Origin of the sequence: Bacillus sp. hwrm1, assembly GCF_040207805.1 — a bacterium.
GTDB lineage: Bacteria > Bacillota > Bacilli > Bacillales > Bacillaceae > Bacillus > Bacillus velezensis.
Genome location: NZ_CP157943.1, coordinates 1373263 through 1399810 on the forward strand (window position 1 = coordinate 1373263; position 26548 = coordinate 1399810).

A 26548-nucleotide genomic window follows, 5' to 3' on the forward strand; every position below is an offset into this window, starting at 1 on the left:
TTACTATCGTTCACTACCGTATTAAGTGTCGTATGCGGGATTTGTCATCATTCTCGAATTTTTCCTGCGAAAAGTTACAAAAATAGTCGAATGGGCCGCCTTTGACTATGAACATGCGTAAAAGATTCAATTTACTTTCGATCATGAGCAATGCACATTGAGTAAACTCCGGTGGATTTATTAGCCCAAAGAAGCCTAAATGATATAAAAATAACTAGTATATATATCAAATCTATCCGTTTAATGCCCGCTTCAGTCAACAACAAATTTGAAGTCATGCAATCTGTGCAAAGGGATTATTTCTGTATTGATTTTTCCGAATGCAGCGGAGTTGCTTTAGGACTCCCGTTTACTTTGCCGTACGTCAGCTTGCGCCATACTAATTCCATCGGACCGTACTTAAATCGTTTCAACCACAATGTACTAAAGCTCATAAGCACGAAGTACACGGCCAGACTGAACATGAACGTGCCGGCGGATTGAATATGATCCGCAAGCCCGAATCCGTACCTGAGGAACAGAACTGTTCCAATGATAGAGTGAAGCAGATAACAGGTCAATGACATCCGTCCGACTTTGGTGAATATCATCATAGGGCCTCGCAGCTGAGGAACATACAGAAACAGCATTGCAAAAGTGCTCATATAAAACATACTTCCGGTTAAGCCGCCATTTTGACCCAAGACAGAGGAAATGTCCTTCCACAGCATATTCTCAGAAAAATTAAACATGTCTAGTAATATACTGCTTTGTGTTATTAGAAAAGCGATTGTGCTAATGATCCAGATACGCTTCCATATGAACTTTTTCGCTTCCATGTCTTTGAAAAATTCCATCTTAACAAAGTACACGCCCAGCAGAAACATGAGAAACATGGAATAGATCATGGAGAAAGAGCCAGCAGCCATCGTGACCATATCTGTCCACCGGGTGCTGATGGATTCCATGTAGGTAAGGCTTGTGTGGCTAAACAAAGTAAACTCTGAAAAATTCGGGTTTTTTGACCCTGCAGTATTGATGACATTGTACAACATTGTGAAAACAGGAATCAGGAATTGAAACACGATAAGTGCGATAATCCATCTAAGAACCGTTTTGGCCGTGCGTTTATAGAAAGCGAGTAACAGGAAGCCGCTTACGGCGTAAAAGGTCAATATGTCACCGACCCAAACAAATGTGATGTGCAAAATGCCAAACCCCAAAAGGATAGATAACCTGCGGGCAAACAGCTTGTTGGGACTATCTACCTTCTGCGCGGCTCGATCCATAAAGATCATAAACCCAACTCCGAACAAGAAGGAGAATAATGTAACGAATTTCCCTTCGGCAAACCAGGAAACCAGATTGTGCAGGAGGTCACCGGAGGCCATTTCGAATCCCTTTACTGAATCTACGATCAGAAAATAGTTGACAATAATAATGCCAAGCAAGGCAAATCCACGTACGATATCCAGAAAATGAACCCGTTCCCGCAGACTCACTGGTTGCCCGCGTTCTTCTTTTTGTACAATCATATCAATACTCCTTTCCCATTTACCATTGCAATGTGCAGTGCGGATCTGAAAAACTCGAGCCTTACAATGGATAAATATAAAGACAGAATCTTAACAATTTATGAAGGTTCATCATTTTTTTTAAAATGTGACAAAATTGTGGCGGACATCAGCTTTCATAAACTGTTAAGATTTACGTAGTATCTTATAACGTACGTTACTTATGAATGATATATAGTAAGGTGACAGAAATAACATCAAGAATCATGAGGTGAAAAAGGCATGACCCATCGAATATTAGTCGTAGAGGATGATCGGGATATTGGTGATCTTTTGAAGGAATCCCTTACGCGTTCAGGCTACGAGGTGCTAAGAGCCAAGGATGGAAAGCGAGCATTGCAACTTGTGAATGATTCGCTTGATTTGGTTATTTTGGATATTATGATGCCAGGCATTTCTGGAATCGAAACCTGTCAGCACATTAGGAAAACCTCTAACGTCCCAATTCTGTTTCTGACGGCCAGATCGAGTACACTCGATAAAACTGAGGGATTACTCGCCGGCGGCGATGATTATATGACTAAACCCTTCTCGGAAGAGGAACTTCACGCTAGAGTGATTGCCCAATTACGCAGATATACAATCTATCAGGAAAAGAAGGAACAGGAAGAAACATTTCTTATCGGGGGCAAACTGAGAGTGAGCGAAGAATTTAATGAGGTTTGGAAAGAGGAGCAGCAAATCAAGCTGTCAGATCTGGAATATCGTATCCTGAAACTGCTGATGAGCAAACGCAACAAAATATTTTCTGCTCAAAATATATATGAGAGTGTGTGGGGACAGCCTTACTTTTACTGTTCTAACAATACGGTGATGGTGCATATTCGGAAACTGCGCTCCAAAATTGAGGATGATCCGGCACGTCCGGTTTATATAAAAACTGAATGGGGAAGAGGATATCGATTTGGCACATCGTAAATTCACGCTAACCAAAAAACTGGCTTTGCTGATCATGGTTGCTGCGATTGTGAGCGGTGTGATCTTTCTGACGCTGCAAAAGATTACAGATGATCTGATCGAGGGATATCTGAGTTCGGATGAGTATTATCACAAGGAGTCAGCGAGATACATTCAAAAATTCAGTCAGTACGTTTCAGAAAATGGGTTGTCTACATCGGATAGAAAAGCGTTTGGCGAGTGGGTCAAAAAAGAAAATTACATTAACCTCACCATATTCAAGGATCAGGAGCTGCAATATGATTCCGTTTATTCCGAATCGGATTATGGAAAGGAAAAGCTGACTCAGTACGCTCAAAATCATTCACATCCTGTCAAGTTCAGCGATGGTGAAGGACGAGTCATTATCGACGGTTTCTACTCTTCCCGATATTATGATCTGGCCTTTACATTGGATTTGCTCGGTGCAACCCTCATCTTTTTAATCATTGTTCTCTTGGGCATTCGCCAAAGTCTTCGCTACCTTAAAACGCTTCACCAAGAGATTCATATTCTTGAAGGGGGCCAGCTGGACTACGAGATGACGATAAAAGGGCATGATGAATTAGCGATGATTGCAAAGAGCATTGAGGATCTGCGGAAAGCTTTCTTGGACAAACTTAAAGCGATCGAGGAATTGCAAGCAGAGAGCCGCAGCCTGGTTACCGAAATGTCGCACGATATGCGCACACCGCTGACGTCGCTGATCATGAATCTGGAGTTTGCCAAAAAAGAAGGAGGCGAAGCGGGTACAAGCAAAGATCGTTATGTAGCCAATGCTTATGGTAAAGCACTGCAATTAAAAAACTTGTCTGACAATCTGTTTGCGTATTTCCTGCTGAATAAGGAACATGGGGCCGACCTGGAGACCGTTGCAGTGAAAGAAGTGATCTACGATCTAATATCAGATCAGATTGCTATCCTTCATCAGGAGCATTTCCGGGTCCATATTTCAGGCGAGCTGCCGGAAACCTATATTAACGTGAATTTGGAGGAGCTTGGTCGTGTATTTGATAATGTGATGTCAAACTTATTTAAATACGCAGATCCGGAAGAAGAAATCAGCATCACGTTTGTATCGGATCAAGAAATATTTGAGATTCATATCAGCAATACGATTAAACTTGCGGATGTAACACCGGAAAGCAACGGACTCGGTGAAAGAAGCATTGCGCGAATGATGTCCCGCATGCAGGGGCAGTTTCACAGTATACAAAAGAATTCCAAGTACTGCATCGTGCTGCGATTTTGGAACAGAAAGATGTAGGCTGCGAATCAAAACGACGAAAATATTGAAATAGGAGACAACAAGATGAGATTTTTCAACAATTTCAAAAAGGCACCTTACCTGTTACAAGCGCTTCTCAATGTCTGCCTGTTCTTCCTGGCCATAGCCTTAAGCGGACTTCTGATCAGCGAGACATGGTACATTGTGCAATTCGTATACAAGTCACTGTTCAACAAAGTGGACAGCTATTATGAGATGCTTGGGGAACTGCTTATATTCTTCATGTACTTTGAGTTCATTGCTTTGATTATCAAATACTTCAAATCAGACTTTCATTTCCCGCTTCGCTACTTTATTTATATTGGCATCACGGCTGTCATTCGTTTGATAATCATCGATCATGATCAGGCGATCTCAACGTTCTGGTGGGCGATGGCCATTCTTGCAATGATTTGTGCATTCTTTATTGTCAATAGGCGAAATTCTGTTGTTGAACATTAATAAATTAGTTCACTTTATACCGATACGCCACTGAAATGTCCTATGACTTACTTGAATACTGAATAGGTGTAAAGTAGTTATTCATACGGATTGAAAAAGAAGAACACGCAGCAGATTCACTTGCTCTTGTTTGGGGCAAGTGTTGACAACCCTATACTGGTTTAATTAAAGAAGGAGTATAAAACCTGTATCAATGGTGTTACTCGATATCTGCGACACAGGTTTTATATGCAGGTAACTAATATTCTGATATATGTAACATTGCATTTTTATTATGCAATAGTTCACTCTATTTCTGCTTTCAATTTTTCGAACCACTCTAAATTAACCAAGTGATGTGAACGGGAATTTTCGTTCATACGGCGAAAGTAATTGATTGTGCCGGGAATTTCTTGAGTAATGGACAGGTATTCATCAAGGAGCTCGATACGAGCTTTAGTCTGATCGATTTGTGATTGGATCAGATCCAGTAATTTATTTTTGTCGAATTCATCGGCAAATAGTAACGCCCCATAAAATTGCAGGTTCACATATTCCGATTTGGTGCCGTATCTGATCATTAATTTTTCGAATTCTGCCCTTCCCGATTCTGTGACTTTAAAGTTACGGATTTCACGCCCGCTGGTTGAGGGTTTCTGCTGAATCTGTTCAATAAAACGCTTTTCTTCAAGTTGCTGCAGATTGTAATAAAATGAACCTTTCGTGAAGTTAACAATGTATTTGTAATGACGTTTTTCCATTAAGGCCAGAAGTTCATAGCCGTGAGCTCCGGGGTTTTGGATTAGCAAGCCAAGGATAAGTAAGGGAATCATGGTTTCATCACCTTCGCCATCCGCGCCTCAAATTCCGCGTACGTAATTTTACCCGAAGCCAAATCCATACTATGAAGGTAAATCTGTTCTGTTTTAGAATAGTCACCATTCACTTTCAGCGATTGCTCCTCTCCCGAAATGGGTTTCAGGATATGGTGCTTTTTCGAAAAAGCCTCGAAATAGCGGTAACCTAATTTGCGTTGTGAAGCTGCGTCTAAATGAATGCCATCAGGATTCGCAGTCAAACCTGCTGCAGTAACAAAATAACAATTCTGTTGTTGATCAGCAAAACGCAGCAATTGTTCATTAACCTGTCGAAATTCAGTCGCGTGCTGTCCAAAACCAGTCTTCCCAAGAAAGTCACCAAGCCCTCCAATAATCAACGGTACCTCATCTAATTCCAACTCGTTTCTTAGCGTCCCGATGATAAGAGTTAATTTCTCGTAATAAGTTTCATGCAGCGAACGATAACTGTCACTCTCACCTTGATGCCAAAGGATTCCGCAAATTTGACTGGATCGGAGGGCGAAGCGGGCTTCGGACAAAGCATGCTGAAAAAGGATGCCTTCCGGATGCCAGTCATTCAATGAACTGCCGCCTTCCGCACAAGGGATCAAGCCAATTTCTTCATCGGGATGAGCTTTCGACCATGCATCTGCAAAAGATGCCGCCAGGCCAACGCCGGAAACCGGACGATCGTAATTAATCGGCTCTGTCATCATCTGCCATTGTCCATTGCGCAGCATTTTTATTTTTTCATTATAGATAGGGTCTACTTCATTCAAAAATCCACGGCCTGCCATATTCGACTGCCCTAACATTAAAAAAGACTTTATCATCTAATTTTTTCACTTCTTTACATCAATATTTTAGTCTAATTAGACTATAGTCCATTCAGCTTGTCTTGTAAAGTTTCAACTAGGTTTTATTTTTTTATTAGTATGTATGAAAAACAAACTAACATTGAACATTTGGTGGATGTATTTGAGAAATAGCAAGTTTTTTTGCTTTAGGTCTTGATAAACAATGAAAAAACAACAAAAACCCTGTGATGTAAGGGTTCCTATGAGGTTCAAAATCATTTTTCATAGGAAATACATTCAATGATGGGGGGGTATAAAGGGGGGCTGTGTTGAATGGGTTAAATATCAATGAAAAATTATTAAAAAGGTTAACGATTGTACCAATTCTATTCATTTGTTATGTTTTATTTTTAAATCCTGAAGTTATACTTGAAGAGCAATGTCCTAAAATGCAGAAAAAGCCGGGATGTCAGATCCGGCTTTTCGCTCACTTTCCCTTCTTCTTCCGCTTCTCCTTCTCCGCCCGATAAAACTCATGGAACATCTTCATCAATGCGCGTTTTTCAATCCGCGACACATAACTCCTTGAAATGCCGAGCTCCTTTGCGATCTCGCGCTGCGTTTTTTCTTTTTTTAAATCAAGCCCGAAGCGGCCGACGATGACTTCTTTTTCGCGGTCGTCTAAAATATCGATATATTTTTTGACCTTTTCAAGTTCCATGTTGAGCTGAATGGTGTCGATCACATCTTCGCTTTCCGACTTGAGGACATCGATCAGGCTTATTTCATTCCCTTCTTTATCCTGGCCGATCGGATCATGAAGGGAGACGTCTTTTTTCGTTTTTTTCAATGCGCGCAGATGCATTAAAATCTCATTTTCAATACATCGTGCAGCATATGTGGCAAGCTTCGTGCCTTTTCCGGCTGAGTAGCTTTCAATTCCTTTAATCAGCCCGATTGTACCGATGGAGATCAGATCTTCTGCGTCCTCTCCCGTGTTTTCGAATTTTTTCACAATATGGGCGACTAAACGGAGATTGTGTTCGATCAGCATGTTGCGGGCGTGTTCATCTCCTTCAGCCATAAGGTCTAAGTATTTTTTCTCCTCACTATTCGAGAGCGGTTGTGGAAAGGCATTATTTTTCACGTATGATACTAAAAACACGAGTTCTTTCACAATAAACCCGAGCGCTGCAAAAACACCTGTCACCATCCTCACCTCCACAAAGTTATGTAGGCAAAAGCCTATATGTAACTGTATGTGGCAGTCAGGCTGTTTGTGTCTGTACAGGGAAATTAATCAAAGGCAGGTTTTATTTCTTACAGCCTCTTGATTTTTGCTGATTGAGCCTGTATATTGTTAAAAAAAGTAAGGGTGAAAACAATATAACCGAAAAGCGCTGAAGAGACGAGTAGACAGATATCATTCATGACAGAGAGCTCCGGGAGCTGTGAAGGAGTATGAATGGATGTGTTGAAGCAAACCTCTTAGCTTCGCATCGGAATCATGCAACACGAGGATGATGCGGCGGATACTCCTGTTACCGAGTAAGCTTTGTACCCGGCTTAGGCCGGCACCAAACCGAATTGAGGTGGCATAGCGGGCTGTTTCCCGTCCTCAAGACTTTATTGTCTTGAGGGCGTTTTTTATTTTTAAGGGAGGGATAAGATGAAAAACCTGAAGTCTTGGCGGTACCCGATGCTTCTGTTAACCGGAATCGGGATAGCAAATATTGGTGAATGGATTTATTTTTTGTCTCTTAATCTTATTGTTTTAAAAGAAACGGAGTCTGCTTTTGCGGTTTCCATTCTTTATTTAATCAGGCCTGCGGCTGTTTTGATGACAAATGGGTGGGCGGGCAGCATCATCGACCGGTGTAACAAACGGAATATGATGATGTCGCTTGATTTCATCCGGGCTGCATTCATTGCCGTTCTGCCGCTGATGTTTACTGTACGGTCTTTGTTTTCCGTTTATTGTATCGTGTTTTTGATTCAAATGGCCAATGCGATGTTTCGTCCGTGTTCCATGGCGTATGTGACGATGCTTATTCCGGCTGAAAGGAGAAAACGATTCAATTCACTAAGGGCTTTGTCGGAATCAGGGGCTTTTCTCCTCGGGCCGGCTGCGGCCGGGCTGCTTTTTATCGCCGGCACGCCGATTTTTGCGATTTGGGTGAATGCGGGGGCTTTAGTGCTGTCCGGTTTCATCACGATGATGCTGCCGAACCTTGAAAATGAGCCTCACGTACATTCTCCCAGACAGAAGCTTTCTTTGGCAGTGTGCAAAGAAGATTGGAAGCTCGTCTATCGCTTCAGCCGAACGGCGCGAAACGTCATGATCATTTATTTTTTATTCAGTCTGGTCATGACCGTTATGCCATCAGCGCTTGATTCGCTTGAAGCCGCTTTTGCAAAAGAGGTTCTTCAGCTGACTGATGCCGATTACGGTTTTCTCGTCAGTGTCTCAGGGGCAGGCATTATCGCGGGGGCGCTTGTCAATGTGTTCTTTAATAAAAAAATGCCGGCTTCTTTATTGATGGGAATGGGCTCTTTATTCACAGCGGCCGGATATATGATTTATGCGTTTTCTGACGTTTTTTGGACGGCTGCTTTCGGATTTTTCCTTCTCGCTTTTTTTCTGGCGTTTGCCAATACAGGCTTTCTGACGTTTTATCAAAAGAATGTTCCGGTGGACATCATGGGGAGAGTGGGGAGCTTTTATTCATTAGTCGAAGCCGTCTTCATTATAGTAGTAACGGCGGTTTTCGGAGCGGCTTCTGTCAGTTCTTCCGTCCGCGGCATCGTCATCGCAGGCGCTGCTGTTATGCTGGCGTTGGCAGCCGTTTTATGCTCGTTCTTATTTGCGTCCGCAAAAAGGAGGACTCCTGATGTATTTCAAGCGGATCAATTTAAACAAACATAAAGAGACGGCCGTTTCGTTTCGTGAGGATTCGTTTTTCGTCAGATTTGGCACGGCGGATCATTTTAATAGGGATGAATATCTAAGGTGGCTGTCATCCCAAATCAAATGCTTTCCCGACGGTTTTATGCTGCTTTTTCATAACGGGCAGCCGATCGGACAGCTTGAAGCTTCCATCAAATTTTACCGCAGCCAAAAAATCGGTTATGTGCACCTTTACTGAGCAGCAAAGAGAACGCGGAACGAAGCTGCATCAATTTAGAATTAAACGGAAAAGTTCTCAGAATGAGAGGAGCCGTACCGCCGGAATAGGGGGCGGTACGCGCTTCATTTTTTCGTTGTTTTTAAAAGGCCGGGAAACTTCTTATAAATGACCGCCATTAAGACGAGCATATACATTCCGTAAATCCCGAAAGACAGCAGTTTGTTGCTTGTAAATGAAGCGCCTGCGACGGTCACGATCACAATGTTCGGAATTTTGCCGAGCACCGACGCAGAAAAAAAGATCGGCCATCGTATATTACTCAGCCCGCAGACGGTATTCATGGCAAGCGACGGTATAATCGGAATCAGCCGCCCGAAAAGCACCGCCGTAAACGCGTGCTGATGAAATGAATCTTCATATTGGGCCGCTGCCGGGTAAGCCAGCAGCTTTTTTCTGGCCCAGTCTCTGAATCCGTACCGGACGAGAAAAAACAATGCCATTGTTCCGAGCATCGCGCCTGACAATGTAATCCACACCCCGTTTACAATCCCGAAAACCGCTCCGTTTAAGGCCGCGATAATGGCGAATGGAACGATCGGAAAAAATACGTCAGCTGCGACCAGAAGGATACTCATAAGCACGGCGTACATGCCGCCCGCGCGAATCATGCTGAGCCAGACGTCTTTTTGCATAAAGCCGATCATCACGACAGCAATGATGACGGCAAGACTGAATCCCTTTTTTATCATCTGCACGTTCACCTCTTTTCAATTAGTATACAGCACAAATCTATCTCCTTCTATTAAAATAAGCTGTCCGATAAGCGTACTTGTTTATCAGCATTTGCCGTTTGATGAGAAACGGCTGGCACCCGGATTTGGACAAAAACAAGCGGGAAGCGGGTGATGTGCATCATTTGATGCAGAGAATGATTTTTTATAAAAGGGGACACGTTAACAGTAGTGTTTACTGGAGGTGTAAACGTTGAGATGCTTTCATCTGATCATCATGATATGCGTCCTCACGAGTCTCACTGCCGTGTCCGCCGAGGCGAAATCTTTAAAAAGAAGTGACATGGAGAAGACGGGAAACGTGTACTGGGATATAAGGTCTGAAAAAAAGAAACTATCTTTAACCTTCGATGACGGCCCCCATCCTGTCTATACGGAGGCTGTGTTAGACGTGTTGAAACAGCACAATGTTAAAGCAACCTTTTTTTGTGTCGGGAGCCGTATAGACAAATACCCCATAACGGCAAAACGCATCGTTGAAGAAGGGCATGAAATCGGCAACCATACGATGAACCATGTTTATTTTCACCGTCTGAAACGCAAAGACATTTTACAAGAGCTTCACAGCTCAGCGCATCATATCACATCGCTGCAGCCGGAAGGGGACAAGTTATTCCGCCCGCCGGGAGGGTCGCTGAATCATACGGCTTTCAAAAGCATCTTAAAAGAGGGCTATCATATCATCATGTGGTCATGGAACCAAGACCCGAGGGACTGGAAAAGGCCCGGGAAAGGAAAAATCGTCAGGCACGTTGTTTCACATGCCAGAGATGGAGATATCGTTCTTCTGCATGACGGCGGAGGAAACCGGCGCCAGACGGTTGAGGCTTTGAAAGAAATCATTCCCAAGCTGAAAAAGCAGGGCTACACGTTTGTTAAGGTTTCGGATTTAATCGGACAGGATTCCGGCCCTTTTCATATCCAGTAAAGAGAGCGCCGCGTTGAAAGCCGCCAAAGAGATGTGTACCATTGAAGGTAAGGTTTGGGGGGAGAGAAAATGAAGTTTGCTGTTCTTTTTATTACGATAATCTGTCTGTTATCAGGATGCGCCGCGGGCAAAGAAAAAAGTGTTGTCGCGTTCGGCGACAGCAATACGCGCGGTTCCAACTGGGATTATCGTGATTATCCGAAGGCGCAGCAGTGGGTAAACATTTTAAAAACAGCGGAACGCGGCCGTCTTACGGTTATAAATGCGGGAATAGGCGGCCAGACGACTGAGGATGCGCGCCTGCGCTTTCAAAGCGACGTGCTGGAGCGTAAGCCCCAATATTTATTTATCATGTTCGGAACAAATGATGCGGGCATTTTGACGGGCGATCAGCCGCGGGTATCAAAGAAACGGTTTAAAGAAAACCTGACTTATTTCATAAACGAAAGCAGAAATCACGGCATAAAGCCGATTTTAATGACGTGCATCCCGGTTATAGAAGGAAACGGAACGCATCATCTCTATTACTATTCGAGATATAAAGCCTCAGCCTTTAAAGAAAAAGGCGGCGCGAGAAAATGGCATAATTCCTATAACGGCGTTACGAGGCAGGTTGCAGCTGAGTTGAAAGTGCCGCTGGTGGATAACTGGAAACACTTTATACGCGCGGACGGCGGCAAAGATACAGACCGGGCGCTGATTCAATCCGGACTGATAGATCCCTCCGGAAATCATATGACGCCAAAAGGCGCCAGAATCTTAATTGAAGGCATAAAAAATGGGCGGGTTTTGGAACGCTGACGCCGTCAGCTGCCTAAACCGTTTTGCTTCTGATTCATAGGCTGTAGAAAAAACATCTTTTTGGAGGCGATTGCTATGAACCGCGGTTTCCCTCCGCAATATCCTGTATGCCCGCCTCCTCGGGTGAATGCGGGGTACTGGTACGCATTTTTTGTTGTGCTGCTCGTCGTCATTCTCGTCCTGGGCGGTCTGTATTGGTTCAATATATAGCAGCCGTCCTCTTAAACACCTCTATTTTAGGGGTGTTTTTTGTTGAAAGTGGTAGTAATGCGCATAACCGAAGTGATATAATATCAGTCATCTGAGTAAAAAAAGGAAATTCGCCCGGGAATTTTTTTCTGTTTAAGAAGAAACGGAAATAATGTGTCCGAGCGATCTTCTTTTGATTTCGTTTTCAATTAACTCGATAAATTCACGGCTCAAATTCATTTCATTGGCTTTGAAATAAGATTCTATTAGTAATTCATCAGAAAGCTTTCTCATGCCGGGGACCCAATTAATGGGAGTGGCACCTCCTTATAATTGTAATCAATCATCAGACGCAAGCATATGATGGAAGGTTGCGTTTCAATCATGGTGAGGTTATCTTTAATCTACCATGAAATACAAATAAGAACAATCGTTCTGTTATCCACACTCGTAAGTGGATAACTTGTTAGTATCTTGTTTATAATCTGGATAAATCCGGATGTAATAAGAGTGGATAATGTGTGTAATTTTATCCACAACTGGTGAAGAAACCCAATTTTTGTCGAAATTTTTTTACTGAGTCCGACTTTGTTTTTAAATCTGACAGGTTTCGACATATAGATGATAGAAAGAAAAGGAAGGGTGCGGGTTTTGTTAAAAAAGTTTTTTTTACCTGACGAATTTGTGAAAAATATATTTCATATCACACCGGAAAAGCTCAAAGAACGCAATGTGAAAGGGATTATTACAGACCTTGACAACACGCTTGTGGAGTGGGACAGACCGAGTGCGACACCTCGATTAATCGAGTGGTTTGAAGAAATGAAGGAGCACGGCATTAAAGTCACGATCGTCTCCAATAATAATGAACGAAGAGTGAAATTATTCTCGGAGCCGCTTGGCATACCGTTTATTTATAAGGCAAGAAAACCGATGGGACGCGCCTTTAAAAGAGCCGTCAGCAGCATGGATCTGAAAAAAGAAGACTGTGTGGTCATCGGCGATCAGCTGCTTACTGATGTTCTCGGCGGAAACAGAAACGGGTATCATACGATCCTCGTCGTGCCTGTCGCTTCCTCTGACGGAGTCATGACGCGCTTTAACCGCCGGATTGAACGGAGAATATTGAGTTCTTTGAAACGTAAAGGCCATATTCAGTGGGAGGATTAGAAATGGAAAAGGTTGTTTGCATCGGCTGCGGAGTAACGATCCAGACCGAGGATAAACAAGGTCTCGGATACGCGCCAAAGGCATCGCTCACGAAAGAGAATGTCATCTGCCAGCGCTGCTTCAGACTGAAAAATTACAATGAAATTCAAGATGTTTCATTAACGGATGATGACTTTTTAAATATCTTGCACACAATCGGCGATACTGACTCTCTTATTGTCAAAGTCGTTGATATTTTTGATTTTAACGGAAGCTGGATAAACGGGCTGAACCGCTTTGTCGGCGGTAATCCGATCATTCTTGTCGGTAATAAGGCCGATATCCTGCCGAAATCCGTAAAACGGGAACGGCTCGTTCAATGGATGAAACGCGAAGCGAAAGAATACGGCTTAAAACCCCTTGATGTCTTTTTAATCAGCGCTTCCCGCGGACAAGGGATGAAGGAAGTCATTGACGCCATTGAACATTACCGCGAAGGGCGCGATGTGTATGTGGTGGGCTGTACCAATGTCGGCAAATCCACATTTATCAACCGGATTATTAAAGAGGTCTCAGGGGAAGAGAATATTATTACCACCTCTCAATTTCCGGGCACGACGCTTGACGCGATTGAAATCCCGCTCGATGACGGATCTGCGCTTTACGATACGCCGGGAATCATTAACCATCACCAGATGGCGCATTACGTGGACAAGCGTGACTTAAAGGTGCTGACACCGAAAAAAGAACTGAAGCCGCGCACTTTTCAGCTGAATGAAAAACAAACGCTTTATTTCGGCGGGCTTGCCCGGTTTGACTATGTATCAGGCGATAAAACGGCGTTTGTCTGCTATATGCCGAATGAATTGATGATTCACAGAACAAAGCTTGAAAATGCTGATGCCTTATACGAAAAGCATGCGGGAGAACTGCTTACCCCGCCCGGAAAAGATCATTTGGATGAATTTCCGGAGCTTACGCCCCACACGTTTACGATTAAAGAAGGAAAGACGGATATCGTTTTTTCCGGTCTCGGCTGGGTCACGGTGCAGCAAGCAGATAAAAAAATAACGGCATACGCTCCGAAAGGCGTACACGTATTTGTCCGCCGTTCATTAATATAGAGAGAAGGGGAGAGGGAGCATGAAACAATTGTACGGAGTAATCGGTAATCCGATCGGGCATTCAATGTCACCCGATATTCATAACGCGGCTTTGCAAGATAAGAACATCAACGGGCAGTATTTTGCGTTTCAGGTGGAACCTCATCATCTCAAGGACGCCGTTAACGGAATCAAGGCGCTTGGCATCTGCGGAGTGAACGTCACAGTCCCGCATAAAGTCGCGATCATGGAGCATCTGGATGAAATACATGAAAGCGCGAAAGTACTCGGGGCCGTAAATACCGTCAAAAGAGAGGGAGACAGGCTCATCGGGTATAATACTGACGGAGATGGGTTTTATAAATCCTTAGTCAAAGTATTGGACAAACCGATATCAGAGCTCACCATCCTCATGATTGGGGCGGGAGGAGCGGCAAGAGCGATTTTTACGACGATCGTCCGCAGAGAGCCGAAACAATTTGACGTTTGCAACCGCACGCCGGAAAAAGCGGAAAGCCTGATTGCGGCTGCTCCCTCTTTTCAGCAGAAACGCGCCCTTACTTTAAAAGAAGCTGAAAATCAGCTTGAACAATATGACGTCATTATTCATACAACATCTGTCGGCATGTATCCGAAAACGGATGCCGTGCCGCTCTCATTGGAACGGGCCAAAACGGGCGCCATCGTTTGTGATATCGTATACAACCCGATTCAAACGGCGTTCTTAAAAGAAGCTGAAAAAAGAGGTTTAACAACCATTGACGGTGTCGGCATGTTTGTGGAACAGGCCGCACTGTCTTTCAAGCTGTGGACGGAACAAGAGCCTGACAGCGGCTTAATGAGAGCGATTGTTGAAGGAAAACTAGGAGGAACACAATGTTAACAGGAAAACAAAAACGGTTTTTGCGTTCAAAAGCGCATCATTTAACGCCTATTTTTCAAGTGGGAAAAGGCGGAGTCAACGAAAACATGGTGAAACAGATTGCCGAGGCTTTAGAAGCAAGAGAGCTGATTAAAGTCAGCGTGCTTCAAAACTGCGAAGACGATAAAAATGATGTCGCAGAAGCCCTTGTGAAAGGCACCCGCTCACAATTGGTGCAGACGATCGGAAATACGATCGTACTGTATAAGGAATCAAAGGAAAATAAACAAATCGAGCTTCCGTAAGGTGGTTGACATGAAGAAAATCGGAATATTCGGGGGCACATTTGACCCTCCGCACAACGGACATCTTCTGATGGCTAATGAAGTCCTTCATCAGGCGGAGCTCGATGAGATTTGGTTTATGCCCAATAAAATCCCTCCGCATAAGCAGAATGAAGACTTTACAGACAGCCGGCACCGGGTGGAGATGCTGAAGCTTGCCATCAGCTCTAATTCCGGCTTTAAGCTTGAGCTTGCGGAAATGGACCGGAAAGGCCCTTCTTATACCTATGATACCGTCCGTTTACTGAAGGAGCGGCACCCGAACGACAAGCTTTTCTTTATTATCGGGGCGGATATGATTGAATATCTGCCGAAATGGTACAAACTGGACGAACTGCTCACGCTCATTCAATTTATCGGAGTGCGGCGCCCGGGGTATCATATTGAGACCCCGTACCCGCTGCTTTTTGCCGACGTTCCGGAATTTGACGTTTCGTCAACGATGCTGAGAGAACGTCTCAAAGCAAAAAAGCCGACGCAATACTTAATGCCGGATAAAGTGAGGCAGTATATAGAGGAGAATGATTTATATGAATCGTGAGGAAGCACTTGCCTGCGTCAAAGAGCAGCTGACCGAGCATCGCTACATCCACACAATCGGCGTGACAGATACGGCGGTTATTCTCGCAGGCCGGTTCGGAGCAGACCCGAAAAAAGCGGAAATGGCGGCTATTTTTCATGATTATGCGAAATTCCGGCCGAAAGAAGAAATGAAGCAGATCATCGTGCGGGAAAAAATGCCGGCTGAGCTCTTGGATTACAATGCCGAGCTGTGGCATGCCCCTGTGGGAGCGTATTTGGCTGAGAAAGAAGCGGGGATCACTGATCCTGAGATCTTGGATGCAATCCGCTATCACACGTCAGGGCGTCCCGGAATGACCCTTTTAGACAAAGTCATTTACGTTGCGGATTACATTGAACCCGGACGCCATTTCCCCGGAGTGGAAGAGGTGCGCCGTCTGGCGGAAACAGATCTGAACGAAGCGCTCATACAAGCAATGAAAAATACAATGATATTTCTGATGAAAAAAAACCAGCCGGTCTTTCCGGAGACGTTTGCAACCTATAATTGGCTGGTGTCTCAAAATTGACAGGAGGAATTTAAAGAATGAATCAAGCTTCCGTATTAAAAATCGCGGCAAAAGCATGCGACGATAAACGTGCAGAAGATATTTTAGCGCTGGACATGGAAGGAATCTCACTTATAGCGGATTACTTTTTAATCTGCCACGGGAATTCTGATAAGCAGGTTCAGGCAATTGCGCGTGAAATTAAAGATCAGGCAGAAGAAAACGGCATTGATGTCAAAAAGATGGAAGGGTTTGATGAGGCCCGCTGGATTTTAGTTGATCTCGGCGACGTCATTGTCCACGTTTTCCATAAAGATGAAAGAAGCTACTACAATCTTGAAAAGCTATGGGGCGACGCGCCGCTCGCAGAGCTTGAACTCGGCTTGAACTCATGATTTACCAAGGCTTCGCCGGCGTATATGACGAGTTAATGTCACATGCGCCGTATGATGAATGGGCGGGCTGGATCGAAGCGTCTCTTCCGGAAAAGGGAAGGGTGCTTGATCTTGCCTGCGGAACCGGAGAAATATCCATCAGGCTTGCTGAAAAAGGCTGCGAAGTCACGGGGATTGATTTGAGTGAAGATATGCTGAGCTGTGCCCAGCAGAAAAAAACGGGAAAGCCGATTCTTTTTCTCCAACAGGATATGAGAGAGCTTTCCGGTTTTGAAGAACAGTTTGATGCCGTTGTCATCTGCTGTGATTCCCTAAATTACTTAAAAACGAAAAATGATGTCTTAAGCACCTTCAAAAGTGTTTTTCAAGTTTTGAAGGAGGGCGGCCTGCTTCTGTTTGACGTCCATTCCCCATTTAAAATGACGGAGCTTTTTCCGGGCAGCACCCATGCGGATCAGGATGAGCAGATCAGCTATATCTGGCAAAGCTTTGCCGGCGATGAAGAGCTTTCTGTCATCCATGATATGTCTTTTTTCGTATGGAACGGACAATCTTATGACCGTTATGACGAGACGCATGAGCAAAAAACATTTTACATTGAAGAATATGAACAAATGCTTGCAGAGACCGGATTTGAACTGAAGAAGGTGACGGCTGATTTTACAGACCGGCCTCCTTCAACAGAGTCTGAACGTCTTTTCTTCACGGCAGGCAAACCAAAAACCATCGTTTAAACGGAACGATGGTTTTTAAAATGCATTTTTTGCGATTGGCGCGATAAAGCACTTTATGGCATACTCAGTTACACGTGAAATTGCTTCTTCACTAACGATATATCTTCATCGTATTTGTCATGTGTACGCTGAAAGACACGGTTGAACATATCCTGAACACCGCTTTCGAGAGCCTTCAGTCCTTCTCCGGTTACGCCGCCTTTTACGCATACTTTTTCCTGCAAGGCGGGAAGTGTGTAATGCCCTGTTTCCAGAAGCTTGCCGAGACCTACAAGCATTTCCGTCGACATAATCACGGCTTCTTCTTTGGTGATGTCCGTTTCTTCCACTGCCGCGTCAATAAAGCGCTGAACGAGATAACTCATAAAAGCGGGCCCGCAGCTGACAATGTCTGACGCCGCTCTTGTAATGCCACTGCTGATTTCCACAGGTTTTGAAATATGAGTGAACAGCGTTTGAATATCCGCTTTTGCAGACTCGCTGCAGCTTTTGCCGAACGTAACAAGCGAGACGCCGGCCAAGGCGCGGTTCGTAATGCTCGGAATGACGCGGGCCGTCTGACACGGAACCGTATGTTCAATCTGATCCGTCTGAACGGGGCTGGTAATGGAGATTAAAATGTGATCTTTCCGTAAATGCGGTGTGAGTTTTTTCAGCAAAGGATATATATCCAGCGGTTTTACACAAATGAATATTATTTCATTTTCCTGTACGAGCTTTTCCTGATCCTCGGTGACATGGATGCCGCTGAAACGTTCTTTTAGTTTTAATGCTTTTTCGATTGTTCTGTTTGTGATGGTGATATGTGAGGGATCGGCAGCGTTTGATTCGATAAACGATTCAATCAGGATCGTTCCCATGTTTCCGGTGCCGATAAAGCCTATTTTCAATGAATTCCCCTCCTTTTTCCCTTAATCCTCTAAACCTTATGCGGGGAGGCAATGCAATATGACGAAAGCGATGATGACGGAGCGGCTGCGGCGGAACCTGAAAATTCTGGGCGCTTGTCTTGCGGCAGGGGCGGTTTTTATCTGCATTTGGCTGTTTCGTTCTGAAAAGGAAGAGCCGGTCAAACAGCAGTCTGTGCTCGGCCAAACAGCCTCAGCATCCGTCGCGGACAAAAAAGACACCGCAGCCGATAAGATTATGATTGATGTGAAAGGCGCGGTCCGAAATCCCGGCGTGTATGAAATGAAAGCGGGAGACAGGGTGACGCAAGCCATTGAAAAAGCCGGCGGCCTGAAGAAAAAGGCGGATGAATTGAATGTTAATTTAGCAGAGCAGCTGCAGGACGGGACGATTGTTTATATTCCGAGTGAAGGCGAAGAGGAGAATCGCCCGAAAACAGCAGCGGGTGAAAAGGAGAATGCAGCTGTCAATATCAATACGGCATCTCTGGACGAACTTCAGGCGATTTCCGGGGTGGGGCAGAAAAAAGCGGAAGCGATTATCGCCTACCGAGAAGAAAACGGACGGTTTCAGACTGCTGAAGATTTGATGAATGTATCAGGCTTTGGAGAAAAGTCATTTGAGCGGATAAAAACTTCCATTACGGTAAAGTGAATTGACGGTTTTGCTTAAATCTATGTAAACTTAGAAAAGCAACAAGACTTTTTGGAGGGAACACTTGTGGAACGAATCTCATGGAATCAATATTTTATGGCGCAAAGCCATTTGCTGGCGCTGAGAAGCACATGCCCGAGACTGTCAGTCGGGGCAACCGTAGTCAGAGACAAGCGGATGATTGCCGGCGGATACAACGGCTCAATCGCCGGCGGCGTCCATTGCGCTGATGAAGGATGCCTTTTAATAGATAATCATTGCCAGCGGACCATACATGCAGAGATGAATGCGATTCTGCAATGTTCTAAGTTCGGTGTTCCGACGGAGGGCGCCGAAATTTATGTGACGCATTATCCTTGTATTCAATGCTGCAAATCAATTATCCAGGCAGGCATCAAAACGGTTTATTATGCGGAAGATTACAAAACACAGCCTTATGCAAAAGAGCTGTTCAGCCAAGCCGGAGTCAAGGTGGAGCAGGTCGAACTTGATGAAATGATCATCGATCTGAAAAACCGCGAAAAATTGTCTTTTGTAGCAGGTCTGATTCAGCAATTATCTGATGCGGGGGTTAAGGCAGATGAACTGAAAAAAATTCATAAACAGGCCAATGAGCTGTTTACCAGTTACGTATAAATGAAATATAAATACCTTCTTCTGCCTCTGGCGGCGGTTTCTGCAACTGCGGGAATTGCCGCCGCTCATGTCTTCTTGGTTCTGCTCCTTTTTCTTCTGTATCTTCTCTTTATCATTGTAAAAACAAAGCAGCATGCTCCGGTTATCGTCTGCCTCGTTTCTTTTTGTCTTTATTTCTTTCTTTATACGGTTTGTGACGTTGCGAATGTAACGCGGTATCAGGCCGGCAGTTATACTGAACAGGCCGTCATCACTAATATTCCGAAGGTTGACGGAGCGAAAATGTCAGCCGTTATCCGTACACATGACAAGGAAAAATGGGCGGCTTCGTACAAAATCCGGTCTCTTGAGGAAAAGAGACTCATTGAACAGCTTGAACCGGGGATGCGCTGCACGTTTACAGGCTCTCTGGAACAGCCTGCACATGCGACGGTTCCCGGAGGTTTTGATTATAAGGAATATCTTTACTCTCAGCAGATTCACTGGTTATTTTCCGTGACTTCCATTCAGCAGTGTGAAAAATCCAAACAGCCGCTGTTTAAACTGCTGAACATCAGAAAAAATTTGATTTCGATCATTCGGAATCACGTGCCTGAATCTTCCGCCGGAATTGTTGAAGCGCTGACCTTAGGTGAAAGATTTTCTATAGAGGACGATATACTGAGTGCATATCAAAATTTGGGAGTCGTTCATTTAATGGCGATTTCCGGAATGCATGTCGGTCTTATTACGGCGGGATTATTTTATGCTCTGATCAGAATCGGGCTGACAAGAGAAAAAGCAGGAATTTTGCTGCTGCTGTTTTTGCCGGTGTATACACTGCTGAGCGGTGCCGCCCCATCCGTATTGCGCGCATCCCTCATGCTGGGATTTTATATCGCCGGAACTCTTGTTAAACGCGGCATTCATTCCTCTGCTGCATTGTCCCTGTCTTATCTGCTGCTCCTGCTGTTTAATCCTTACTTCCTTTGGCAGGCGGGCTTCCAGCTTTCCTTTGCGGTAAGCGCCTCTTTAATTCTGTCATCCTCCATTTTAAAGAAAGCAGGGGAAAGCAAACTTGCCGGGCTTGCGATGGCTTCATTGATTGCAGAGCTCAGCTCACTTCCGTTTCTTCTCTATCATTTTCAGCAGATTTCACTTGTCAGTTTTCCGATGAATATGGTGATGGTGCCTTTTTATACGTTATTTGTCATTCCGGTTTCTGTCATCGGTTTCCTTCTTCTTTTACTCTCAAGGCAGATGGGAGAATGTTTGTTTGGTATGTTTGACCTTGTGATGAAGCCTGTGCATGATTTCATTACATATGCGGCATCCGTTGATTTATTTACTATGATTGTGTCAAAGCCTGACTTTCTTTCCCTTCTTCTGCTTGCGGTTTCCGTTTTTACGCTTTTTGCGGCTTTGGAAAAGGGAGGTTTTTTAAAACTCAGGAAATCGGCTCTTTTTTTCTGCGCGGTTTTGGCTTATTTAATATGCCGTCCGTATTTCAGTCCATGGGGAGAAGCGGATATGCTTGATATCGGGCAGGGAGACTCACTGTTTATAAGCGCGCCGCACCGCAAAGGGACCGTAATGGTTGATACAGGGGGAGTGATTGCTTATCCCGGAGAATCATGGAAAGAAAAACGCCACCCGTATTCTATCGGCGAGAAGGTTTTGATTCCATTTTTAAACGGAAAAGGGGTGAAAAAGCTGGATGCACTGATTTTAACCCATGCGGATCAAGATCACATCGGGGAAGCCGGAGTGTTAATCAAAAATCATAGAGTCAAACGGTTAATTGTCCCCGTAGGATTCGTAAAAGAACCGAAAGATCAGAACATATTAAATATGGCGAAAGAAAACAACATTCCCGTTGCCGAAGCAAAGCGGGGCGACACCATTACAGCCGGTGATCTTCAGTTTCAGGTGCTGTCTCCGGAGTCGTCTGACGGAAAGAGTAAAAATGATTCGTCACTGGTGCTTTGGACGGTTTTAGGCGGAGTGAGCTGGCTTTTGACGGGAGATTTAGAATCGGACGGCGAAACGGAAGTGCTGAAAACGTATCCGAATCTGAAGGCTGATATATTGAAGGCGGGTCATCACGGCAGCAAAAGCTCAACGAGTGAAGCCTTTTTGAAGCAGCTTCAGCCGGAAGCAGCGCTGATTTCAGCAGGAAAAGAGAATCGATACCATCATCCGCATGAAGAAGTGCTGGATCGTTTGAAGGCGTACTCTGTAAATGTGCTTCGCACCGATATCAGCGGAACGATTCAATACAGATTTAAAAAAGGCGCCGGAACGTTTTCCGTCTTCCCTCCATATGATATAGAAGAAACCAGGGCGCAAGAAGTAAAAAAGACTGCCGATTGACAGCAGCCCGGAATGCGGCTAAGAGCCGATAAGATGGATGGCTGTTGCCATCACGAACAAAAAGGCGAAAAATCCGAAGGACACGACAAAACCGACAGCTGAGTCAACAGCATCATTTCGTTTGCTTTGAACGTTTTTTTCAAAATCATTCAATTTCATCCCTCCTGACTTCCCTAAGTATACTGGAATTGTTTTGAAAAATCTAGAAGTGATGGTAACGTTTTCTGTTCTTGTGATTATCGCCTTTTTACAAGCAGACCCGGGAGCTTGTGAATCAGGCGTTTATTATAAATGAGGAAGCTGTCCTTAAAGCTTCCTCTTTACTATTTGCCGAACTCAATTTAGGATAGAAGGGGATCAAGAAAGAGAGGAAGTCATACGATCATGGTATTTGATGTTTGGAAAGCCCTGAAAAAAGGGGATGTCCGCTCCGTTTATTGCTTATACGGAAAAGAAACGTATCTGCTCCAAGAGACTGTCAGCCGGATCAGACAAGCTGTCGTTGATGAGGAGACAAAGGATTTTAACCTGTCTGTTTTTGATCTTGAAGAGGATCCGCTTGACCAGGCCGTAACCGATGCGGAAACGTTTCCGTTTATGGGAGAGAAGCGGCTGGTCATCGTAAAAAATCCGTCTTTTTTAACAGGGGAAAAAAAGAAAGAAAAAATAGAGCATAATACAGCCGCTCTGGAGACTTATCTGAAGGAGCCTGCACCTTATACGGTCTTTGTGATTGTGGCTCCGTATGAGAAGCTGGACGAACGGAAAAAGCTGACGAAAGCGCTGAAGCAAAAAGCCCTTATGATTGAAGCTAAGGAGCTGAATGCAAAGGAGACGACGGATTTTACGATTAATCTGGCGAAATCCGAAAATAAAATGATCGATACAGAAGCTGCCGAGCATTTGGTTCTGCTTGCAAACGGCCATCTGTCTTCCATATATCAGGAAATACAAAAACTCTCCGCCTACACCGGTGACAGACATGAGATCACACTTGAAGATGTCCGTGAGCTCGTCGCAAGAAGTTTGGAGCAGAATATTTTTGAGCTGATCAACAAAATCGTGAACCGAAAACGGACGGAAAGTCTTCAAATATTTTATGATCTTTTAAAACAAAACGAAGAACCGATCAAAATTATGGCGCTGATCGCCAACCAATTCCGTCTGATTATGCAGACAAAGTATTTTGCGGGACAAGGATACGGCCAAAAGCAAATCGCTTCCAACTTAAAGGTGCACCCCTTCCGGGTAAAACTGGCGATGGATCAGGCGAGGCTTTTTTCTGAAGAAGAGCTGCGGCGTATTATAGAAAGACTCGCAGTGATGGATTATGAAATGAAAACGGGGAAAAAGGACAAGCAGCTCTTGCTGGAGCTCTTTCTCCTTGAGCTTCTCCGGACTGAATGAAAAAAACGATCCCCGTTAAAGGGATCGTTTTTGTATTATGCAGAAAGTCCGTTCACTTGTTTCGCAAGTCTAGATTTGTATCGAGCTGCGGCATTTTTGTGTACAAGACCTGTTTTCACTGCTTTATCAATGCGTTTCGCTGCTTCAGAAAGAGCAGTTTTCGCTTTATCCGCTTCGTTGTTAGCAACAGAAGCTTCAACTTGTTTGATTGCAGTACGCATAGCAGATTTGATTGTCGCGTTATGAGCGCGGCGTTCGTTGTTTGTTTTTGTACGTTTAATCGCTGATTTAATGTTTGGCATGTGTTTCACCTCCTAAGATACAACCTGTAGCACAGTGTCTTAAGGTTAAATCTTCTTCACAATAGAACAAATTGTATTCTATCAAACAGAACTTTAGATTGCAATATAAATGTAAAGTATTTTTCGTTGATGGGTAAATTCGCATGATTCGTTTTGTAAATGGCCACACTATGTACCACGATGATTGAAGGAGGTCTTCCCTGTGAAAAACAACGAACTGGATGTCAATCAATTTCTGATACGGACGGATTTAGCGGTAGAAACGAAACAGGCGGTAAAAGACGGACAAGCCGGTCAGAAAAAAGAAATAAACGGGTTTATTGAAAAAGAACGCGACAAGGGCGGCATTAAAGTCAGAACCGTCGATATTACCAAAGAAGGCGCCGAGCTATCGGGGAAAAAGCAGGGACGCTATGTCACGATCGAGGCTCAAGGGGTTCGGGAACACGACTCTGACATGCAGGAAAAAGTAACGGAAGTGTTTGCCGAGGAATTTTCCGCCTATCTGTCGGCATTAAAGATTCCAAAGGATGCAAGCTGTTTGATCGTCGGTCTGGGCAACTGGAATGTGACGCCGGATGCGCTCGGCCCTCTCGTGACCGAAAACCTTCTTGTGACAAGGCATCTGTTCAGGCTTCAGCCGGAAAACGTGCAGGAAGGGTACAGGCCGGTCAGCGCGCTTGCTCCCGGTGTGATGGGATTAACGGGAATTGAAACGAGCGATATTATTCAAGGTGTGATCAAAGAATCAAAGCCGGATTTTGTGATCGCGGTAGACGCTCTTGCGGCCAGAGCCGTTGAAAGGGTGAACACGACCATCCAATTTTCTGATACGGGCATTCACCCGGGATCAGGCGTCGGCAATAAGAGAAAAGAATTAAGCAAGGAAACGCTCGGCATTCCCGTCATCGCAATCGGGGTACCGACTGTCGTTGATGCGGTTACGATCGCAAGCGATACGGTGGATTATATATTAAAACATTTCGGAAGAGAGATGAAAGATGACAGCCCGTCAAGATCTCTGGTGCCCGCCGGAATGAACTTCGGCAAAAAGAAGGTGCTGACAGACGAAGACCTTCCCGGAGAAAAAGAACGCCAATCCTTTCTCGGTATTGTCGGCACGCTGGACGAAAACGAAAAACGCCAGCTGATTCACGAAGTGCTTTCTCCGCTCGGCCATAATCTGATGGTCACGCCGAAGGAGATTGACACCTTTATTGATGATATGGCGAACGTGCTTGCAAACGGGTTAAACACCGCCCTTCATGAAAAAGTGTCACAAGATAACAAAGGTTCTTATAATCATTAAAATGGTTCTACCTCCTCTAGCTTGTTCATAGAGTAATTACTAGACAAGCGCTGGAGGGATTCAAATCATGAGAAAAAAACGCAGAAACCGTCAAATTGTCGTTGCAGTAAACGGTGGAAATGCGCTCAAGGGCATGTTTTTGTTTATGACAAGCCTTATCGTAATTTTCGTATTATCGGGTGTGCTCACATCGCTTCGCCCTGAACTGAGGCTTTCTTCGGATTCTCTTCACGGAATTGCCGGAGAACTTCCGGGTGACGCGTTTGCACACCTCCTCGGCATGGAAAATCATTATTTCGCCTCAGAGCTTCCTGAAAAAGACTCTTTTCAGCTGTCCAGGCTTTCCTTAAAACTGGCGACAAGCATTAATATGGAAGACCCGCGGAGTTTCTTGGGACGTGAGCTGCCGGGATTTGCCCAATACGATACGGAGATCCTTTTGGCGGGGCAGGGGACGGATTATACGAATATGCCGGCTGAATCTCCGCCGCCGTCAAAGGTGATGGAAAAAGAAAAAGAAGTGAACCTGGCAGAAATCGAAAACAAAACGAAAAAAGAAGAAACGGCGCCGCCGAAACATTCAACAGGCAGCAAAAAAGTCGTTTTTATTTACCACACTCATAATACCGAATCCTATCTTCCTCTGTTAAAGGGGGAAACAAATCCGGATAACGCCCGCCATTCGAAGGCCAATGTCACGCTTGTCGGAGATATGTTCGGAAAAGCGCTTGAAGCGCAAGGTGTAGGAGCGACCGTAGATAAAACCGACATTCAGGCCCGCCTGAACAAAGACGGCTTAAATTATGCGCGAAGCTACGACGAATCAAGGCCGGTCGTAAAAAGCGCGCTCGCCAAAAATAAAAACCTGCAATATACCATAGACATTCACCGGGATTCCCGCCGCAAGAAAAATACGACAGCCGACATCAAAGGAAAAAGCTATGCCAGAGTCGCCATCGTCGTCGGCAAAAAAAGCGCTAATTTTGAAGAAAACTATAAACTCGCAAGTGAACTTCATAAGCTCATGGAGAAAAAATACCCCGGCTTAAGCGTCGGTGTTTTATCAAAAGGCTCTCCGGGAGATAATGGAGTATACAACCAAGATTTAAACGACCGGTCGCTTCTGCTGGAATTCGGGGGCGTGGATAACAATCTTGAAGAACTGAGGCGCGCATCAGATGCCGTGGCCGATGTGTTCAGCGAACTGTACTGGGATGCAGAAAAGGTCAGCTCGCAATCAGGAGAGAAGAAAAAACAATAGAAATCAGGTGATTCGAATGATCCGTTTTACCGGCAAATGCCTGCTGATCGCCATTGTCATGTTTTTCGGCGTTTTGTTCGGCATGCAGCAGGCAAACAGCGGAATGCTTGATATGAAAGGATACAAAGATCCCTCCTTAAAAGGAGCATTCACGCTCGGCGGCGGAGAAGGACAGGAAAAAGAAGCTTCCATTTTGGGGCAAACCGTTACGGCGAAAGATCTGGAAGAAAAACAAAAACAGCTGGAACAGGCGGAAACCTTCAACCTGTTTTCAAAAGCCGGAGAAACCCTTTCAAATACCGTGACGGACTCGGCGCAGGCGATGTATGAGTGGGTTTCGAAACTGAACCGTTAGCATTGATGAAGAGAAAAGCGGATGATTCCTTAAAGG

Annotated in this window: 31 protein-coding genes and 2 pseudogenes; 24 read left to right on the forward strand and 9 right to left on the reverse strand. The window is 44.6% G+C overall.

Annotated elements, in window-relative coordinates; all coding sequences use genetic code 11:
• Window positions 1-296: 296 nt before the first annotated feature.
• Window positions 297-1514 carry a DUF418 domain-containing protein gene (locus ABK447_RS07095; RefSeq protein WP_094031856.1) on the reverse strand — a complete coding sequence of 406 codons (1218 nt, stop codon included), beginning with the start codon at window positions 1512-1514 and terminating at the stop codon, window positions 297-299.
• A 261-nt stretch (window positions 1515-1775) separates the two neighbouring features.
• Between ABK447_RS07095 and yrkP the strand changes: the two genes are divergently transcribed.
• Genes yrkP through psiE form a run of 3 tightly spaced genes read left to right on the forward strand, consistent with a single transcriptional unit; the run spans window position 1776 to window position 4218 of the window.
• Complete coding sequence (gene yrkP, locus ABK447_RS07100) at window positions 1776-2471, forward strand: two-component response regulator YrkP (protein WP_094031855.1); 696 nt, start codon at window positions 1776-1778, stop codon at window positions 2469-2471.
• Window positions 2458-3756: a two-component system sensor histidine kinase YrkQ gene (yrkQ, locus tag ABK447_RS07105; RefSeq protein ID WP_015417874.1), complete on the forward strand. Its 1299-nt coding sequence runs from the start codon at window positions 2458-2460 to the stop codon at window positions 3754-3756. Before yrkP ends, yrkQ begins: the two co-directional genes overlap by 14 nt.
• A 45-nt stretch (window positions 3757-3801) precedes the next feature.
• Window positions 3802-4218, forward strand: a complete 417-nt coding sequence (gene psiE / locus ABK447_RS07110) for a phosphate-starvation-inducible protein PsiE (RefSeq protein WP_033574155.1) — start codon at window positions 3802-3804, stop codon at window positions 4216-4218.
• A gap of 284 nt (window positions 4219-4502) precedes the next feature.
• Here psiE and ABK447_RS07115 read toward each other — a convergent pair whose 3' ends face one another.
• The 3 genes from ABK447_RS07115 to sigK form a co-directional block, all read right to left on the reverse strand.
• The gene (locus tag ABK447_RS07115; RefSeq protein ID WP_094031854.1) at window positions 4503-5030 is read right to left on the reverse strand and encodes a PadR family transcriptional regulator; all 528 of its coding nucleotides are present in this window, start codon (window positions 5028-5030) and stop codon (window positions 4503-4505) included.
• Window positions 5027-5869 (reverse strand): sialate O-acetylesterase, encoded by an 843-nt coding sequence (locus tag ABK447_RS07120; RefSeq protein WP_094031853.1) that lies wholly within the window; start codon window positions 5867-5869, stop codon window positions 5027-5029. The genes ABK447_RS07115 and ABK447_RS07120 overlap by 4 nt, the downstream gene beginning before the upstream one ends.
• A gap of 451 nt (window positions 5870-6320) precedes the next feature.
• Window positions 6321-7046 (reverse strand): RNA polymerase sporulation sigma factor SigK, encoded by a 726-nt coding sequence (sigK, locus tag ABK447_RS07125; RefSeq protein WP_020956104.1) that lies wholly within the window; start codon window positions 7044-7046, stop codon window positions 6321-6323.
• A 456-nt stretch (window positions 7047-7502) separates the two neighbouring features.
• On the opposite strand from sigK, the gene ABK447_RS07130 reads away from it, so the two are divergent.
• Both ABK447_RS07130 and ABK447_RS07135 read left to right on the forward strand, forming a co-directional pair.
• A complete protein-coding gene (locus tag ABK447_RS07130) occupies window positions 7503-8759 on the forward strand; it encodes an MFS transporter (protein WP_094031851.1) in 1257 nt (418 codons plus the stop codon).
• Entirely contained in the window at window positions 8725-8979 is a 255-nt protein-coding gene (locus ABK447_RS07135) for a hypothetical protein (protein WP_227749546.1), read from the forward strand. The genes ABK447_RS07130 and ABK447_RS07135 overlap by 35 nt, the downstream gene beginning before the upstream one ends.
• 104 nt (window positions 8980-9083) lie before the next feature.
• Here the strand turns inward: ABK447_RS07135 and ABK447_RS07140 are convergent, their stop codons facing one another.
• Window positions 9084-9710: a TVP38/TMEM64 family protein gene (locus tag ABK447_RS07140; RefSeq protein WP_012118035.1), complete on the reverse strand. Its 627-nt coding sequence runs from the start codon at window positions 9708-9710 to the stop codon at window positions 9084-9086.
• 235 nt (window positions 9711-9945) lie between these two features.
• Between ABK447_RS07140 and ABK447_RS07145 the strand changes: the two genes are divergently transcribed.
• From ABK447_RS07145 to ABK447_RS07155, 3 genes are all read left to right on the forward strand, one after another.
• The gene (locus ABK447_RS07145) at window positions 9946-10680 is read left to right on the forward strand and encodes a polysaccharide deacetylase family protein (protein ID WP_015240250.1); all 735 of its coding nucleotides are present in this window, start codon (window positions 9946-9948) and stop codon (window positions 10678-10680) included.
• A 69-nt stretch (window positions 10681-10749) separates the two neighbouring features.
• Window positions 10750-11481 carry an SGNH/GDSL hydrolase family protein gene (locus ABK447_RS07150; RefSeq protein WP_025285021.1) on the forward strand — a complete coding sequence of 244 codons (732 nt, stop codon included), beginning with the start codon at window positions 10750-10752 and terminating at the stop codon, window positions 11479-11481.
• Window positions 11482-11556: 75 nt separating this feature from the next.
• Window positions 11557-11691: a hypothetical protein gene (locus ABK447_RS07155; protein ID WP_003152848.1), complete on the forward strand. Its 135-nt coding sequence runs from the start codon at window positions 11557-11559 to the stop codon at window positions 11689-11691.
• A gap of 132 nt (window positions 11692-11823) precedes the next feature.
• Here the strand turns inward: ABK447_RS07155 and ABK447_RS07160 are convergent, their stop codons facing one another.
• On the reverse strand, window positions 11824-11964 hold the full coding sequence (locus ABK447_RS07160) for a sporulation histidine kinase inhibitor Sda (protein WP_003152850.1): 141 nt from the start codon (window positions 11962-11964) through the stop codon (window positions 11824-11826).
• A gap of 357 nt (window positions 11965-12321) precedes the next feature.
• Here ABK447_RS07160 and ABK447_RS07165 point away from each other — a divergent pair, with 357 nt between their 5' ends.
• From ABK447_RS07165 to ABK447_RS07200, 8 genes are read left to right on the forward strand one after another with little or no spacing between them, the layout of a single operon-like run.
• Entirely contained in the window at window positions 12322-12840 is a 519-nt protein-coding gene (locus ABK447_RS07165) for a YqeG family HAD IIIA-type phosphatase (protein ID WP_007408254.1), read from the forward strand.
• A 2-nt stretch (window positions 12841-12842) separates the two neighbouring features.
• The gene (gene yqeH / locus ABK447_RS07170; RefSeq protein WP_007408255.1) at window positions 12843-13943 is read left to right on the forward strand and encodes a ribosome biogenesis GTPase YqeH; all 1101 of its coding nucleotides are present in this window, start codon (window positions 12843-12845) and stop codon (window positions 13941-13943) included.
• 19 nt (window positions 13944-13962) lie between these two features.
• On the forward strand, window positions 13963-14805 hold the full coding sequence (gene aroE / locus ABK447_RS07175; protein ID WP_094031849.1) for a shikimate dehydrogenase: 843 nt from the start codon (window positions 13963-13965) through the stop codon (window positions 14803-14805).
• Window positions 14799-15089 carry a ribosome assembly RNA-binding protein YhbY gene (gene yhbY, locus ABK447_RS07180; RefSeq protein ID WP_007408257.1) on the forward strand — a complete coding sequence of 97 codons (291 nt, stop codon included), beginning with the start codon at window positions 14799-14801 and terminating at the stop codon, window positions 15087-15089. Before aroE ends, yhbY begins: the two co-directional genes overlap by 7 nt.
• A 10-nt stretch (window positions 15090-15099) precedes the next feature.
• Window positions 15100-15669, forward strand: a complete 570-nt coding sequence (locus tag ABK447_RS07185) for a nicotinate-nucleotide adenylyltransferase (protein ID WP_007408258.1) — start codon at window positions 15100-15102, stop codon at window positions 15667-15669.
• The gene (gene yqeK / locus ABK447_RS07190) at window positions 15659-16219 is read left to right on the forward strand and encodes a bis(5'-nucleosyl)-tetraphosphatase (symmetrical) YqeK (RefSeq protein WP_014418422.1); all 561 of its coding nucleotides are present in this window, start codon (window positions 15659-15661) and stop codon (window positions 16217-16219) included. The genes ABK447_RS07185 and yqeK overlap by 11 nt, the downstream gene beginning before the upstream one ends.
• A gap of 17 nt (window positions 16220-16236) precedes the next feature.
• The gene (rsfS, locus tag ABK447_RS07195) at window positions 16237-16593 is read left to right on the forward strand and encodes a ribosome silencing factor (protein WP_007408260.1); all 357 of its coding nucleotides are present in this window, start codon (window positions 16237-16239) and stop codon (window positions 16591-16593) included.
• A complete protein-coding gene (locus ABK447_RS07200; RefSeq protein ID WP_076424998.1) occupies window positions 16590-17327 on the forward strand; it encodes a class I SAM-dependent methyltransferase in 738 nt (245 codons plus the stop codon). The genes rsfS and ABK447_RS07200 overlap by 4 nt, the downstream gene beginning before the upstream one ends.
• A 68-nt stretch (window positions 17328-17395) precedes the next feature.
• Here ABK447_RS07200 and comER read toward each other — a convergent pair whose 3' ends face one another.
• Complete coding sequence (comER, locus tag ABK447_RS07205) at window positions 17396-18217, reverse strand: late competence protein ComER (protein ID WP_012118027.1); 822 nt, start codon at window positions 18215-18217, stop codon at window positions 17396-17398.
• Window positions 18218-18275: 58 nt separating this feature from the next.
• On the opposite strand from comER, the gene ABK447_RS07210 reads away from it, so the two are divergent.
• From ABK447_RS07210 to ABK447_RS07220, 3 genes are all read left to right on the forward strand, one after another.
• Window positions 18276-18890, forward strand: coding sequence for a helix-hairpin-helix domain-containing protein (locus ABK447_RS07210; protein ID WP_043021637.1), 615 nt, complete (start codon window positions 18276-18278; stop codon window positions 18888-18890).
• Window positions 18891-18956: 66 nt separating this feature from the next.
• A complete protein-coding gene (locus ABK447_RS07215) occupies window positions 18957-19526 on the forward strand; it encodes a ComE operon protein 2 (RefSeq protein ID WP_094031848.1) in 570 nt (189 codons plus the stop codon).
• Window positions 19527-21878, forward strand: coding sequence for a DNA internalization-related competence protein ComEC/Rec2 (locus tag ABK447_RS07220; protein WP_094031847.1), 2352 nt, complete (start codon window positions 19527-19529; stop codon window positions 21876-21878).
• 18 nt (window positions 21879-21896) lie between these two features.
• Here ABK447_RS07220 and ABK447_RS07225 read toward each other — a convergent pair whose 3' ends face one another.
• Window positions 21897-22031 (reverse strand): YqzM family protein, encoded by a 135-nt coding sequence (locus ABK447_RS07225; RefSeq protein WP_003152870.1) that lies wholly within the window; start codon window positions 22029-22031, stop codon window positions 21897-21899.
• Between the two features lie 40 nt (window positions 22032-22071).
• Here ABK447_RS07225 and ABK447_RS07230 point away from each other — a divergent pair.
• Both ABK447_RS07230 and holA read left to right on the forward strand, forming a co-directional pair.
• Window positions 22072-22223 (forward strand): annotated as a pseudogene (locus ABK447_RS07230) (hypothetical protein).
• Between the two features lie 39 nt (window positions 22224-22262).
• A pseudogene (holA, locus tag ABK447_RS07235) lies at window positions 22263-23304 on the forward strand (DNA polymerase III subunit delta).
• A 16-nt stretch (window positions 23305-23320) separates the two neighbouring features.
• Here holA and rpsT read toward each other — a convergent pair.
• The gene (gene rpsT / locus ABK447_RS07240; protein WP_003152876.1) at window positions 23321-23587 is read right to left on the reverse strand and encodes a 30S ribosomal protein S20; all 267 of its coding nucleotides are present in this window, start codon (window positions 23585-23587) and stop codon (window positions 23321-23323) included.
• Window positions 23588-23789: 202 nt separating this feature from the next.
• Here rpsT and gpr point away from each other — a divergent pair, with 202 nt between their 5' ends.
• From gpr to ABK447_RS07255, 3 genes are all read left to right on the forward strand, one after another.
• Window positions 23790-24896 carry a GPR endopeptidase gene (gene gpr, locus ABK447_RS07245; RefSeq protein WP_007408268.1) on the forward strand — a complete coding sequence of 369 codons (1107 nt, stop codon included), beginning with the start codon at window positions 23790-23792 and terminating at the stop codon, window positions 24894-24896.
• Between the two features lie 67 nt (window positions 24897-24963).
• On the forward strand, window positions 24964-26157 hold the full coding sequence (gene spoIIP / locus ABK447_RS07250) for a stage II sporulation protein P (RefSeq protein WP_007612673.1): 1194 nt from the start codon (window positions 24964-24966) through the stop codon (window positions 26155-26157).
• A 16-nt stretch (window positions 26158-26173) separates the two neighbouring features.
• Complete coding sequence (locus tag ABK447_RS07255) at window positions 26174-26512, forward strand: YqxA family protein (protein WP_007408270.1); 339 nt, start codon at window positions 26174-26176, stop codon at window positions 26510-26512.
• Window positions 26513-26548: the final 36 nt, after the last annotated feature.

What these genes read in the sequence shown, in the direction of transcription:
- ABK447_RS07150 (WP_025285021.1), top strand. Translation starts at nt 10,750, where the DNA reads ATGAAGTTTGCTGTTCTTTTTATTACGATAATCTGTCTGTTATCAGGA.
- ABK447_RS07220 (WP_094031847.1), top strand. Translation starts at nt 19,527, where the DNA reads ATGAAATATAAATACCTTCTTCTGCCTCTGGCGGCGGTTTCTGCAACT.
- yqeH (WP_007408255.1), top strand. Translation starts at nt 12,843, where the DNA reads ATGGAAAAGGTTGTTTGCATCGGCTGCGGAGTAACGATCCAGACCGAG.
- spoIIP (WP_007612673.1), top strand. Translation starts at nt 24,964, where the DNA reads ATGAGAAAAAAACGCAGAAACCGTCAAATTGTCGTTGCAGTAAACGGT.
- ABK447_RS07155 (WP_003152848.1), top strand. Translation starts at nt 11,557, where the DNA reads ATGAACCGCGGTTTCCCTCCGCAATATCCTGTATGCCCGCCTCCTCGG.
- ABK447_RS07160 (WP_003152850.1), bottom strand. Translation starts at nt 11,964, where the DNA reads ATGAGAAAGCTTTCTGATGAATTACTAATAGAATCTTATTTCAAAGCC.
- yqeK (WP_014418422.1), top strand. Translation starts at nt 15,659, where the DNA reads ATGAATCGTGAGGAAGCACTTGCCTGCGTCAAAGAGCAGCTGACCGAG.
- ABK447_RS07200 (WP_076424998.1), top strand. Translation starts at nt 16,590, where the DNA reads ATGATTTACCAAGGCTTCGCCGGCGTATATGACGAGTTAATGTCACAT.
- ABK447_RS07135 (WP_227749546.1), top strand. Translation starts at nt 8,725, where the DNA reads ATGTATTTCAAGCGGATCAATTTAAACAAACATAAAGAGACGGCCGTT.
- aroE (WP_094031849.1), top strand. Translation starts at nt 13,963, where the DNA reads ATGAAACAATTGTACGGAGTAATCGGTAATCCGATCGGGCATTCAATG.
- ABK447_RS07210 (WP_043021637.1), top strand. Translation starts at nt 18,276, where the DNA reads ATGACGAAAGCGATGATGACGGAGCGGCTGCGGCGGAACCTGAAAATT.
- sigK (WP_020956104.1), bottom strand. Translation starts at nt 7,046, where the DNA reads ATGGTGACAGGTGTTTTTGCAGCGCTCGGGTTTATTGTGAAAGAACTC.
- ABK447_RS07185 (WP_007408258.1), top strand. Translation starts at nt 15,100, where the DNA reads ATGAAGAAAATCGGAATATTCGGGGGCACATTTGACCCTCCGCACAAC.
- ABK447_RS07130 (WP_094031851.1), top strand. Translation starts at nt 7,503, where the DNA reads ATGAAAAACCTGAAGTCTTGGCGGTACCCGATGCTTCTGTTAACCGGA.
- rsfS (WP_007408260.1), top strand. Translation starts at nt 16,237, where the DNA reads ATGAATCAAGCTTCCGTATTAAAAATCGCGGCAAAAGCATGCGACGAT.
- psiE (WP_033574155.1), top strand. Translation starts at nt 3,802, where the DNA reads ATGAGATTTTTCAACAATTTCAAAAAGGCACCTTACCTGTTACAAGCG.
- ABK447_RS07120 (WP_094031853.1), bottom strand. Translation starts at nt 5,869, where the DNA reads ATGATAAAGTCTTTTTTAATGTTAGGGCAGTCGAATATGGCAGGCCGT.
- yhbY (WP_007408257.1), top strand. Translation starts at nt 14,799, where the DNA reads ATGTTAACAGGAAAACAAAAACGGTTTTTGCGTTCAAAAGCGCATCAT.
- ABK447_RS07140 (WP_012118035.1), bottom strand. Translation starts at nt 9,710, where the DNA reads ATGATAAAAAAGGGATTCAGTCTTGCCGTCATCATTGCTGTCGTGATG.
- ABK447_RS07255 (WP_007408270.1), top strand. Translation starts at nt 26,174, where the DNA reads ATGATCCGTTTTACCGGCAAATGCCTGCTGATCGCCATTGTCATGTTT.
- yrkP (WP_094031855.1), top strand. Translation starts at nt 1,776, where the DNA reads ATGACCCATCGAATATTAGTCGTAGAGGATGATCGGGATATTGGTGAT.
- ABK447_RS07095 (WP_094031856.1), bottom strand. Translation starts at nt 1,514, where the DNA reads ATGATTGTACAAAAAGAAGAACGCGGGCAACCAGTGAGTCTGCGGGAA.
- ABK447_RS07115 (WP_094031854.1), bottom strand. Translation starts at nt 5,030, where the DNA reads ATGATTCCCTTACTTATCCTTGGCTTGCTAATCCAAAACCCCGGAGCT.
- rpsT (WP_003152876.1), bottom strand. Translation starts at nt 23,587, where the DNA reads ATGCCAAACATTAAATCAGCGATTAAACGTACAAAAACAAACAACGAA.